Source organism: Pseudomonas sp. S04 (genome assembly GCF_009834545.1).
In the GTDB taxonomy this organism is placed as follows: Bacteria; Pseudomonadota; Gammaproteobacteria; order Pseudomonadales; family Pseudomonadaceae; genus Aquipseudomonas.
The window spans coordinates 3183557-3196546 of the sequence record NZ_CP019427.1; the positions used below are offsets into that span (position 1 = coordinate 3183557).

8 protein-coding genes are annotated in these 12990 nt (G+C 61.3%); 3 read left to right on the top strand and 5 right to left on the bottom strand.

The window, feature by feature from the left end:
* Positions 1-354: 354 nt before the first annotated feature.
* Both PspS04_RS14065 and PspS04_RS14070 read left to right on the top strand, forming a co-directional pair.
* A complete protein-coding gene (locus PspS04_RS14065; protein WP_159996002.1) occupies positions 355-1503 on the top strand; it encodes an acyl-CoA dehydrogenase family protein in 1149 nt (382 codons plus the stop codon).
* Positions 1504-1643: 140 nt separating this feature from the next.
* Complete coding sequence (locus PspS04_RS14070) at positions 1644-2108, top strand: PaaI family thioesterase (protein WP_159987321.1); 465 nt, start codon at positions 1644-1646, stop codon at positions 2106-2108.
* On the opposite strand, the gene PspS04_RS14075 is transcribed toward PspS04_RS14070, so the two are convergent.
* The 4 genes from PspS04_RS14075 to PspS04_RS14090 form a co-directional block, all read right to left on the bottom strand.
* A complete protein-coding gene (locus tag PspS04_RS14075; protein WP_159996004.1) occupies positions 2109-4859 on the bottom strand; it encodes a LuxR C-terminal-related transcriptional regulator in 2751 nt (916 codons plus the stop codon).
* 700 nt (positions 4860-5559) lie between these two features.
* On the bottom strand, positions 5560-6132 hold the full coding sequence (locus PspS04_RS14080; RefSeq protein WP_159996006.1) for a DUF2889 domain-containing protein: 573 nt from the start codon (positions 6130-6132) through the stop codon (positions 5560-5562).
* 72 nt (positions 6133-6204) lie between these two features.
* On the bottom strand, positions 6205-7392 hold the full coding sequence (locus PspS04_RS14085) for a lipid-transfer protein (protein ID WP_095170063.1): 1188 nt from the start codon (positions 7390-7392) through the stop codon (positions 6205-6207).
* 28 nt (positions 7393-7420) lie between these two features.
* Positions 7421-8527 carry an acyl-CoA dehydrogenase family protein gene (locus PspS04_RS14090; RefSeq protein ID WP_159996008.1) on the bottom strand — a complete coding sequence of 369 codons (1107 nt, stop codon included), beginning with the start codon at positions 8525-8527 and terminating at the stop codon, positions 7421-7423.
* 320 nt (positions 8528-8847) lie between these two features.
* Between PspS04_RS14090 and PspS04_RS14095 the strand changes: the two genes are divergently transcribed.
* Positions 8848-11586 (top strand): LuxR C-terminal-related transcriptional regulator, encoded by a 2739-nt coding sequence (locus PspS04_RS14095; RefSeq protein ID WP_159996010.1) that lies wholly within the window; start codon positions 8848-8850, stop codon positions 11584-11586.
* Between the two features lie 48 nt (positions 11587-11634).
* Here PspS04_RS14095 and PspS04_RS14100 read toward each other — a convergent pair whose 3' ends face one another.
* Positions 11635-12957 carry an MFS transporter gene (locus PspS04_RS14100; RefSeq protein WP_095170060.1) on the bottom strand — a complete coding sequence of 441 codons (1323 nt, stop codon included), beginning with the start codon at positions 12955-12957 and terminating at the stop codon, positions 11635-11637.
* Positions 12958-12990: the final 33 nt, after the last annotated feature.

Consider the following 12990-nt stretch of genomic DNA (forward strand, 5'->3'; position numbering starts at 1 on the left):
TTCGGTTGTCGTACCTGCCGGCCGGCGGGTTCTTGTGGGATTCATCCTAGGTTTGCCCATCGGCACGCTTCGACCGTCGAAGGGATGAAGTTGCGGAGGTAGTGGGAGGCGTTCCAAGGAACGATTGGAGGGAGTAATGCCGAGGTAGTCAGGCGGGGTCAGCCACAAATCCTTGTGGGAGCGAGCAAGCTCGCCCCCACAGAAAAGCAAAGGCAAACAGGTGTACTCCCCCACGGCATCCTTTCGAACGATCCCGCACCTACTCCGCAGCATCATCCCTTCGGCTCTCGCTGAAAATCTTCACCACGCCCAGCATTGCAAGAGTCCCTGTCCCCTGACCTACCGAGGATTGAAATGAGCGAATACAGACCCGCGTGGCTAACTGAAGACCTGGCGATCTTCCAGGAATCGGTTCGCCGTTTTGCCGCCGAAGAATTGGTACCCCACGAGGATCGCTGGGCGCAGCAGAAGCATGTCGACCGAGAGACGTGGCTGAAGGCTGGCGCAATGGGCTTGCTGTGCCCCGCCATTCCTGAAGAGTACGGCGGCAGCGGCGGCAGCCACGCCCATAACGCAATCATTGGCTATGAGCTGGCCCGCGCGATCGCGACCAGCCTGGGCACCAATGTGCACAGCGCGATCTGTGCTCACTACATCCTGCGTTATGCCTCTGAAGAGCAGAAACTGCGTTGGCTGCCTAAGATGGCCACAGGCGAAATGGTTGCCGCCATCGCCATGACCGAACCGGGCGCAGGCACCGACTTGCAGAGCGTCAAGACCAAGGCCATCCGTGACGGTGATCAATACGTGATCAACGGTTCCAAGACCTTCATCACCAACGGATCCCAAGCCGACCTGGTACTGCTGGTGTGCAAGACCGATCCGAGCCTGGGTGCCAAGGGCATGTCGATCATCGTGCTGGAGGTCAACGATCTTCCGGGCTTCCGGCGTGGTCGGATCCTCGACAAGATCGGCCAGAAAGGCCAGGACACCTCGGAGTTGTTCTTTGATGACGTGCGCGTGCCGGTGGCCAATTTGCTTGGCCCGGAGGAAGGCAAGGGCTTCGTCCAGCTGATGCAGCAATTGCCCGAAGAGCGCATGTTCATCACCATGAACGCCCTGGGGTCCATGGAGCGCGCGGTCGAGGAGACCATCAAGTACACCAATGACCGCAAGCTGTTCGGCAAGCCATTGCTGGACATGCAGAACACTCGTTTCAAACTGGCGGAAATGCAAACCACCGTGACCATTGCGCGCACATTTGTCTTCGATTGCCTGGACAAAATGGTCAAGCACGAACTCGACCCAACCACTGCCGCCATGGCCAAGTGGTGGTCCTCGACTCAAGCCTGCCAGATCATCGATGAATGCCTGCAGCTGCACGGCGGGTACGGCTACATGATGGAGTATCCGATCGCCCGCCTGTACGTCAACACCCGACCCATGCGCATCTATGGCGGCTCCAACGAAGTCATGAAAGAGCTGATTGCCCGCACCCTGTAACTATCCCCAATCCCTGTGGGAGCGGGCTTGCCCGCGATGACGGAATCGCATTCGACATTACTGTTGACTGACACACCGCTATCGCGAGCAAGCTCGCTCCCACAGGTTTTTTTTGCGCCTGTGAAAACGAGCACATGTCCATGAACTCAATCCCCGAACCCTTTGCAGCGGCCACCCACGAGGACCGGCCACCCGCCGGCTTCCTGCCAATGGGCCGCGTCGGTTTCGTCGTACATTGCACCGGCCTGTATGTCCACGAAGAACGCTCGGTGCTGGCCGCACGCATCCGCCCCGAGCACCTCAACCCGCTGGGCATTGCCCACGGTGGTTTTCTCGCGACGCTGGCTGACACGGCTTTCGGCCGGGCGCTGAGACTGGCCTCAGCCAGCGAACTGCCGCCAGCGACCATCAACCTGAGCATGGACTACCTGAGCCCGGCCAATCTCGGTGCCTGGGTCGAGGCCCACGTTCAGGTGCATCGGGTCGGACGCTCGCTGTCTCACGCTAGCCTGGACCTGCTCGATGGCGAGCGTCTGGTCGCCCGGGGCAAGGCGACGTTTATCGCCAACACCCCAAGCCTGCACGGCAAGCGCCGCCAGGACTGATCAAGGCTGCGGGTTGCCAGGGAGTTTCAGTTCCAGGTCGCGGACTTTGGCGATGGCCTCGTCACGCCCGGTGACGCCCAGCTTGTAGAAGATGTTCTTCATGTGCCATTTCACCGTTTCCGGTGACAGGTTCAGTACCCGGGCGATCTTTTTATTCGGCAGTGCCTGGGCTACCAGGCTGAGCACATCCAGTTCGCGAACGCTGAGTACGTTTGCGGTGCCTGCTGCAGGGGCCTGCTGCTCGTTGCCGTCGCTGGCGCAGGCAATGTCGAGCAGGCGTTGTGCGTAAAACGTCAGCACCGGATCCAGGACCTTTTCGGCCATCAACGCTTCAAGCATCGATGGCACTCCTGGCCATGCATCCAGCAAGCTGCGAACCAGTCCAAGTCGATGTCCCTGGCGCAACGCCTCGATAAGCTGCTCGCGGGCCTCGGTTGGCCGTCCCCTGCCCTGTTGGATCACGGCCATCTGCACGCGCATGGCCACGACCCGACGCCAACGGCGGTTGCTCTGTGAGACATCGATAAGGTCCGGCAAGCGCTCAGCCGCCGACGAGAAGTCTGCGCGGTGCAGGTGCCGCTCAATCTCGGCCCGACGGGCGATGATCCGCACTTCCAGTGGTGTGCCTGATTGCAGCTCACTCTGATGCTGCGCCGTTTGCAGGATCCGCTGCAGTGCACTTTCAGCGCCGGGCTCATCCGCCGTCAATTGCAACCAACGCATGCGCACCAGCAACGCACAGACCAGCAAGCGGTCCAGGTCATAACGGCTGGCGTATTGTTCCAGGCGATCGAGCCAGCTCAGTGCTTCGGTCTGTCGCCCGGCCAGCCAGTGCGCCATGGCCAGCGTCTGCATGCACTGCAACACCGTGTCCGGGATCGCCACCTGTTCCAGCAGCTTCATCCGCCGCTCAAGTAACAGGCAGGCAGCATCGAAATCGCCTTGTTCATACAATGCGGTGCCGAGCAAACCTGCGGCCATGGTGCTGACCACGAGGTAAGCCACCCCGTGCTTCTCAGCTTCTTCCAGCACTTCACGGTAAAGATGCTCGGCCTGGGTCGCGCGGCCTTCGAGGGCCAGGCTCATGCCGCTCATGCATCGCCCCAGCAGGCTGCGGCGCGGCGACCCAAGGCGCTCGCCACCCTCGAGAATCTCGCGGGCCTTCTCGAACTCGCCCTGGTACATGTACAGCCAGGCCAGGGTGTTACTGCGTCCGGACCAGGCAAAATCGTCGGCATTGGCAGGGATTGCCAACAGTTCGGGCAAGATCGCCAGCATCGCGCTCGTGTCGTCCTGATGGATCGCTTGACTGCCCTTGAGCACGGTCAGTGCGTGACGCTGCCTGTGGTCGAGTTTTGCGTGATGGTCTTGCAGATGCTCCAGGGTCTGGTCCAGTGCCTGGAAGTTGCGCGAGTACAGTTGCAGGTGAGCCATGACGATCTGCAGCCCGAAACGTTCGGCGGTCTGCTCCGGCGGCAAGCCCTTGAGCAATCCGGAGATCTGGCTGAGGTTGCCTTTGGCGAGCAGGTCATAGGCGCAGGCTTCAACGATATCCGCTGCGGCCTCGGAGTCACCCGCGCGCACCGCGTGACGTACCGCTTCATCAAGGTGTTCATGCTCGGTGAACCAGCCTCGTGCGACGGCATGCAGGACCTGTTCCTGCTGCGGTCGCGCCGCCAGTCGCGCACGCAATACGCTGCCCAGCAGCGGGTGCAGGCGATACCAGGTTTCGCGGTCGTGGCTCTTGACCTGGGTGATGAACAGATTGTCGGCATCGAGACGTGCCAGCTGGATCATCATGCCGGCGATGGCGTGCGGCTGGCCGAGCAAGGTTGCGCACAACGAGGCGCAGAAACGTTCACAGATCGAGACGCAGGTGAGCAGGCGCAAATCTTCAGGCTCAAGGCGCACCAGCACTTCACGTTCGAAATAGTCGGCAAACCCGACCGCATCGCGAATCTGTACCCGGTCAAAGCGCGTCATCTGTTTGGCTTTGAGATCAACCGCAAACAGCTGTAGACCAGCGACCCAGCCATCGGTCAGTTCATGCAGCGTCGCGGCGTCACGGGCGTCGATAGCGCCCAGGTGCTCCTGGAGGAAGCGTTCTGATTCGGCGCGTGTGAAGCGCAGGTCGCGCAGATCGAATTCACTGACCTGGTCTTTTGCCCGCAAGCGTGCCAGCGGAAACGGCAAGGCGATCCGCGTGCCGAACACCAGGTGCAGGTTGGGGGGGGCGTAGTCGATCAACCATTGCAACGCCTGGATAATTCGCGGCGCCTGCAAGTGCTGCATGTCATCGAGCATCAGCAGCACTTCACGCGAGTGCTGGGCGATGCCTTGAACCAGGGTGATGACCCAGTGTTCCACGGCCATTTGCTGATTGTCGCGACCGAGCAGCACACCTGCGTCGCGAACCTGCTCGGGCACCACTTCAGCCAGGCTGGCTTGCAGGCAATGGCAGAAGCGCCCGATTTCGTCGTCCTCGGCCGCCAGTGACAGCCAGGCGACCTCGAAATTCATCGCCAGCAGTTCCCGGCGCCAGGCCAGCAAGGTGCTGGTTTTGCCACTGCCGGCCGGCCCCTGGATCACCACGCAGCGCTGTCGCCGAACGTCCTGCAGTCGCGCCATCAACCCCTCGCGAGGCATCAGCCGACGAGCCCCGCGTGGCGGGACGAGCTTGGTGTCGGCAATCGACTGATCGGCGTCGATCGAGGAACGAAGATCGGTGTCTTGGGTAGGAGGTAACGACATTGGAGAACGCTTCCGGAATGGCGAGCCAGGCGACAAACGATGCGGGACAGACGGTGTCACGACTGCATGATATTTCGCAGTGCATTGTAGGGCTTCAGCGCGTTGGCTGCGATCTTTTGATCTTGGGTTTGGGGGCTTATCCGTTGGTGGGGTTGTGGCGGGTAATGGTTCCGCCCTTACGGCGGGTCACTTGGAAAAGCCCCAAGTAACCAAGGGCTCTTTCCCCAGGCGTACGGCCCCTCGCTTAGGCTCGGGGTACCTTCGCTACGGTATCCATCCGGGGGCATCGCCTCCGGTTTGCTGCGCTGCACCTCCTCTCGATGTGTGCGGCTTCGCCGCACGGCGCTACGCGCCTCCCCCCAGATGGATACCTTCGCTCAGCCTGCCGATGGGCGTGTGGATCAAGATCAAAAGCAAGAGCACGGCGACCTGACAGTCGGCCTGAGTGGTAAAAGCGGGCGAGGCGGCCTGACAGTCGGCCTGGCTTTTCCTGGTGTACGAGTTTCCCCTGTGGGAGCGAGCTTGCTCGCGATGGGGGCGGCACAGCCAACATTTATGGTCCCTGACACACCGCCATCCAGAGCAAGCCCAGTTCACAGGGGTGCTGGCCGTACGCAAAATTTACGGGCAGCCAGATTCACTGTGTAGCGAACCTGCTAGCAATAAAGTCAGGCGCGCCGCAGTTATCCAGGATCGCAGATCAGGCCTCGGGCAAGCCCTGCGGCCACAGCAGCCGAACGGCATCGCCATCTTCGCGATAGGCATGGCAAGTGCCAATGACCCACGAGCGCACGGCGACGACCTGTTCGGTGCTTGTGGCCCTGCGGCGGGCTGCATCGGCCCGGTAGGTTGAAAACATCGTCTGCATGGCGGTGGAAGCCATGCGTTCGAGTAGTTCGGTCATGTGCGTGCAACCGTTCACGCCACCGACGATGGCTTTCATTTTCTGTTTGAAACCCGCGGCGATTTTCAACCCGGTCAGCCGCGAATACGCCGCTGCGGCTTCGCCACAAAACTGGCTGGCACCGGTGGCCGTTATCGCTGCGATGTGCTGGATCACTAGATCGGCATCAAGGGTCATCACCAGGCGCATGTCATGGATCACGCCACCGCTGGGAACCCGGTGAAACGGCAGGTCGGTGGGTTCGTTGGTCAAGTCCTGCAAGCGCCCTTCGATGTCGAACAGGCCATCGCTGCGTTGGTAGCCCTTACAGGTGATTTCACGGGTATGCAGCAAAGTCCGGGTAGGCGAATCAGGGGGCGTGGTGGTCATCGATGAAATCCTTCTTTGAACTACTCGATACGCTCAAGAGAACGCCGCGCCAGGCGCGGCGCTGCAGATCACTCAGTTTTTGCCATAAAGCGTGACGACGCAGGCCCCACCGAGCCCGAGGTTGTGCTGCAACGCGTGTTGCAGGCCGTCGACCTGACGCGCACCGGCCGTGCCGCGCAGTTGGTGGGTCAGCTCGTAGCACTGCGCCAATCCCGTGGCACCCAGCGGATGGCCTTTGCACAACAGGCCGCCGGACGGGTTGGTCACGACCCGGCCGCCGTAGGTGTTGTCGCCATCGAGGACGAATTTTTCCGCTTCACCGACCGGGCACAGGCCAAGGGCTTCATAGGTCAACAATTCGTTGTGGGCGAAGCAGTCGTGCAGCTCCACCACACGAATGTCCTGCGGGCCGACGCCAGCTTTCTCGTACACCGCACCGGCGGCGCGTTCGGCCATGTGCGCGCCGACGAAACCGATCATGGTTTTCGGTTCGAACGACTCCACGGGATCTGTCACCAGTGACTGGGCGAGGATCGCCACGTCAGTGCGCAGGCCATGTTTTTTGGCAAACGCCGGCGAGCAAATGATCGCCGCTGCTGCGCCGCAAGTCGGCGGGCACGCCATCATGCGGGTCATCACCCCGTCCCACATCAACTGGTCGTTCATCACCTCTTCAGTGCTGACGATTTTCTTGAACAAGGCCAGCGGGTTGTTGGCCGCGTGACGGCTGGCCTTGGCGCGGATCGCGGCGAAAGTGCTCATTTGCGTGCCGTACTTGCGCATGTGCTCGCGTCCGGCACCGCCGAAGGTGATCAGGTTGCGCGGGATGTCGCCGGCGTCGCCACACAGCTCATCCTGAATCGGCAAGTAATCGCCACGGGGCAATGGTCGGTCATCGAAATTGGAACGGGTCGGGCCTGGGCGCATCTGTTCAAAACCGACGGCCAGGGCGCATTCGACCTGCCCGCTTTCCACTGCAGCACGCGCCAGAAACAAAGCGCTGGAGCCGGTGGCGCAGGCGTTGTTGACGTTGAACACCGGAATCCCGGTGCGCCCGACCCGATACAGCACGGCCTGGCCGCAGGTGGTGTCGCCGTAGACGTAACCGGCGAATGCCATCTGCACCTTGTCATAGCTCAGGCCGGCGTCGGCCAGCGCCTGGCGCACCGCTTGGGCGCCCATGTCGATGTAGCTTGGGCTCGCGCCTGGCTTGGTGAAAGGGATCATGCCGACCCCGGCTACTAATGCGTTCTGACTCATGGCTAGGTCCTTACTGGTTTGAGGAGTGTCACAGCGCTTGCGCGATGATTTCGTGCATGGCCTTGCCGGTTACCCCGTGATCAAGCGTGGCGTGGGCAATGGAATGAGTGCGTAAACGGCCTTGGGCGGCGCGCAATCGCGAGAGTTCGTCAGCGCATTTGCGCAGGGCTTTACTGGCGTACAGATTGGCGATTGCCGCGTGTTCGGCGCTCAACGGGTGGCGCATGCGCCGGTCCAGGTAGTGATCGACCAGTACGCGCAACGCGACGGCGCGAGCCTTGATGTCGGCGATTTTGTTGCGGGTGTGCGCCAGCTCCCACGAACAATGGCCGCTTACATCGGGTTGCCGCAGATGAATCAAGGTCAGGTCCAGCAGGTGTTCGAGGCGACTCGCGGCAGAAATCGCTGCCAACAGGCGCTCCTCGTCGCCTGCCCGGTTCAGATAGTCCAGGCCCCTGCCCGCTTCACCCAGCAGATTGCTCACCGGCACACGTACATTGTCGAAGCACAATTGAGCGGCACTCGGTTGCAGACTACTTTGCGGGCTGCGGCTGCGTTGCACGCCAGGGCGGTCGGTTTCGACGATGATCAGGCTGATGCCCGTCTCGCCGTCAGTGTCTTCGGTGCGGCAAGCGAGCAGGACCAGGTTGCCGGTCATGCCATTGCCGACCGCGCTTTTACTGCCGTTGATCAGGTAACCGTCGCCGTCGCGCACGGCCTGGGTTTGGATTCTTTTGAGCCCGCCGCCAGGTTCGTCGACCGCCAGGGCCAGGACCACCCCGCCGCTGCAGATGCCCGGTAGCCAGCGACGCTTCTGCTCATCGGTAGCCAACTGGGCGATGCACGGTGCGATGATGTCCGAGTGCAACGATAACGCCCGGTCGCAGACCCCGACCCGGGCAAATTCTTCACGCAGCACCGCAGCGTGGCCAAAGTCACCTCCGCCACCGAATTGCGCCGGCAGCGTTACACACAACAACCCTTCACGGCCGGCCTTCAACCAAACCCGCCGTTCCACATCTGCGGCATGTTCCCGACCATTGAGCTGAGGCAGGTGTTCGCGCTCGAGAAAGCGTCGCACGGCGCTGCGAAACATTTCATGGTCTTCACGGTAGAGAGTGCGCTCAACGTCCATCCGGAACCTTTGGCCATCGCCCGATTGCATAGGGAAACGGGATAGCCCGCTCCAATTTGTCGAGGCAATCGTTGCATGGGACCGGGTGGATCGAGAGCCACCCTCACAGGGGGGGCGGGTTTGCAAGACACGGTGCGCGCACCATAATCGGCCGAGCTCATTGCATGACACTGCGGCTCAACGGTGCGCCTTGAGGGTTGCGTTAGACCATAGTCTCGGGCAAAGGCCAAACGTGGCACTATGGCCGGATTTACAAGAATAAAAAGGTCACGTTGCCATGCGCTAGCGTAAGGCGAGTGGTCCGTAGGGAGGTACTTTCAATGCCAGTTCACTGGGACTACTCAACGGTCGGATCTGCCGGCCCTGGTCTCTCTGCCACCTCGGGTGAGCCGTCAGCCTCAAGAAGTGGCTCCATCAAGTTCGCCAGTCCGAAGTCGGCCGACAGCCACTTGTCGCGTTCGCGCCTGCTAGAGCAAATGGCCAACGCCGATGCGGCCCGCCTGGTCCTGATTCGCGCCGCCGCCGGCTTCGGTAAAACCACGCTCATGCAGCAATACCGCGAGCATTGCCTGACCCGCGGCAAGCAAGTGCTGTGGATCAACCTGGAACCCGCCGATAACGACCTGCAACGGTTCATCAACCTGTTGGACAAGGGCATCGGCGGCCTACTGCCCATGGCTGGCGAGCAGACGCTGCGCAACGATCCACCCAGCGCCGAGGAAATGCTTGAACAACTGGTCAGCAGCGTTTCGCCATTTGCGATCCTGCTCGATGAAGTCGAAGTCATCCAGAATCCCGAGGTGCTCGATTTTCTCCAGCAGCTAGTAGAACAACTGCCTTCGGGCAGCGTTGTGGTGATGGCCTCGCGTTCCACTCCGGGTATCGGTCTGGGGCGTATTCGGGCTCGCGGGCAATTGCTGGAAATCCGCCCGGGCGACCTGCGTTTCACCCCTGAAGAAGCCATGGAATTCATTCGCGGCAAGCGGCAAATCCCGCTGCATGACGACGAACTGGCCACGCTGTACCGACGCACCGAGGGCTGGATCGCCGGGCTCTACCTGGCCAGCCTGTCGCTCAAGGACCGGGACGATCACAGCGCCTTTATTGCTTCTTTTTCCGGTTCCAATCTGGAACTGGCCGAATACCTCACCGAAGACATCCTGGCGCGACAAACCGAGGACTGCCGGGTGTTTCTGATGCAAACCAGCATCCTCGAGCAGTTTTGCGTGCCGCTTTGCGAAACGGTGACTGGGCGCAAGGACAGCCGCGCGATGATTGATCACCTCGACCGCACCAACCTGTTCCTGGTGCCGGTCGACAGCCAGCAACAGTGGTTTCGTTATCACCACCTGTTTGCCAGCTTCTTGCGCCACGCCCTGGATCGCCTTTACCCCGGCATGGCGCAAACGCTCCATGAAACCGCCGCACAATGGTTTTTCGACGCTGGGCAACCGATCCCCGGAGTCGAGCACCTGTTCAGCGCCGGGCTTCTCGATGAAGCCGCCGAAGGACTCAATCGCCACCTCGATACCCTGATCGACAGTGGCCGCACGCGCTTGCTGCTGCGTTGGCTGGACCGAATCCCAGAGGCCACTCGCGACCGCTATCCGTCGCTCAATCAAGCCTACGCGTGGCTGCTGGCGAGCACGACCCGCCTCAAGGACGCGATGCAGGTGGCCGAACGTCTGGAGCAACAGTCGGGACCCGACTTTGCCTATGTTCCCCAGGTCGTTCAATGCCTGCGCCTTGGGGTGACAGATCAGGCCGAAGACTGTTGCCGCAGGGGCGTCGAATTGCTCGCGCGCATGCCTGCCGACGAAGTGAATTTGTACATAGTGCTGGCCAACTCGGTCGCGATGAACATGGTTGCCAGCGGTCGCTACGATGAGGCGCGTAACCTGTTGTCCAGCGCGTTGCAACGCGACTCACGGGTTCATTCGAGTTTTCTGCGCCACATCTTCCGCGTCAACGAGAGCACCCTGGACTTGATCCAGGGCCGCTTGAGCAGTGCCCTCGTGCGTATGCAAAGCACGCCGGAGCGCCCGCAAACCAACGGCCAACGCAAACCGCACGAAGCCAAGCTGTCGATGGATATCCTGCATGGCTTGCTGTTGTACGAAAACGGCAACTTTGAACAGGCGCAAAGTCATCTCTCACGCTGCCTGTTTTTTGCCAAGCAAGTCAGTTCCCCCGAGAACCAGATCGTCACTCACGTACTGACTGCGCGCATCGCTTACAGCCAGGGCGACCGCACCACCTGGACCCGATGCCTGGTGGAACTCGAACAGATTGGCCGCCAGGTTGGCTCGCGGCGTGTCGAGTGCTCGGCATGGCTGGAGCGAGCCCGCGTGGCATTGCTCGATCAGCGCCTGGACAGCGCCACGCAAGCCCTGCATTCGGCGGACCTGGCCGGCGATTGGGACCGCCCCGATTTCATCCGGCTCGCCAACGACGTAGATACCCCCAGCATCGCGCGACAACGCTTGCGGATTTTCCAGGGTGAAGGCGCGGCGGCAGCCAAGGCCTTGCGCACGGCAATCGAGCAGGCGCGGCACTGGCAACATCACCGCCGTGAACTGAAGCTGCAAATACTTCTGGCATTGGCATTGGACAGCATTCAGCAGCCGCAAGAGGCCTTTCAGGCACTCAACGAAGCACTGCGCCTGGCCAGCCAGGACGGCTTCCTGGCCACGTTCATTGAAGAAGGCGAGCGGATGGCCGGCCTCCTGCAACGCTGGGCCACGACCGGCAAGGCACGCTGTAAAGAGCTGGGGATCGAGTGCGGATTCGTCGACACGCTGATGCAACATTTGGGGGTCAGCGACGGCAACATGGAAGATGCCCGTACTGACAACGGTGCCCACGAAGTGCTGACCGTGCGCGAGTATCAGATCCTGCAACTGCTGGCTGCCGGGCATCGTAACCGCGAAATCGCCGAGAAAGTGTTCCTCTCCGAGTTCACGGTCAAATCCCACCTGCAAAAGATCTACGCGAAACTGGAGACCAACGGACGCACCGAAACCCTGGCCATTGCCCGCTCGCGGGGTTGGATTACCTGAAAGCAGCGCTCATCGCGCGATCTACCCGCGATGAGCTGGCCAGCATGACTACGGCTTCGCGCGTTCCTTCAAGTGACTGGCCGGAATGGCTACCAGCAACACCACTGCGCCCAGCACCAACACACCGGCGATCACATCGAATGCCAGGTACAAGTCTCCGGTTGCCGATTTGATCGCACCCACTACGACCTGGCTGATGACCCCGGCCATACCACCGATGCAACTGATCACCGCGATGCCCACCGCCGCTGCCGAGGGGGACAGCAAGGCTGGCGGAATGCTCCAGAACAGCGAGAGCGCGGACATTGCGGCGGCGGCCCCGATGCTCATGAACACCACGGATAACAGCAGATGGTCCTGAACCGGCCCCAGCAGCAAGAAGCAGGTGGCGCTGAGCAAAAGGGTCAGGCTCACATGCCAGCGCCTTTCCAGGCGTTTGTCTGAACTGCGGGCCAGCAAGTACATGCCGATCAAGGCGCACATATACGGCACGCTGGCCAGCAGGCCGATGGTTTTAAGATCATGCACGCCAAATCCGCGAATCAATGTCGGCATCCAGTAAGACACCGTATTGGAACCGCTGTAGATGCAAAAAAACACCAGGCCGGCCACGTACACCCGGGGATTACGCAGCACTTGGGCCAGGGTTGCATGGGCTGTGTCCGCCGGGCGCCCCTGTGCCAGGCCGGCTGCCAGCAGGCTTTTTTCCTGCGCGGTGAGCCAGCGCGCATCGTCCGGTTTGTCCACCAGCCAGAACCAGCCGAACAGCCCCAGCAGTATGGCCGGGATGCCTTCCAGTACAAACAGCACCTGCCAGTCGCGCAGCCCCAGCCAGCCATGGAAGTGACTCATGATGGTCCCGGCGAGTGGCCCGCTGATGATGCCGGCGACCATGGCTGACATCAGGAACACAGCGGTGATGCGTGCACGCAGGGCGGCTGGGAACCAGTACGTCAGGTACAGGATGACGCCAGGGAAAAAACCGGCCTCGGCCACGCCGAGCAGGAACCGCGCGACAATCAACTGATTCGCCGTGGTAACAAACGCGGTGGCCACCGTGACCAGGCCCCACAGCACCATGATGCGAGTCAGCGTGGCACGAGCGCCTATGCGTTGCAGATAGATATTGCTGGGGACTTCGAACAGGATGTAACCCAGGTAAAAAATGCCGGCACCAATGCCATAGGCAGCATCCGTCAGCCCGATGTCTTCGGCCATGCGCAACTTGGCGAAAGACACGTTCAGCCGGTCGATGGTGTTGATGGCATAGGCCAGCACCAGGTAAGGCAACAAGCGCAGGATGACCTTGCGATAAACCGCGCGGGTTTGTTCGACGGACGCCGGCAGGTAGTGCTCAGCAGCATGACTCATGCGGCTCTCCTTTCTTATGGGTGATCCCCATCC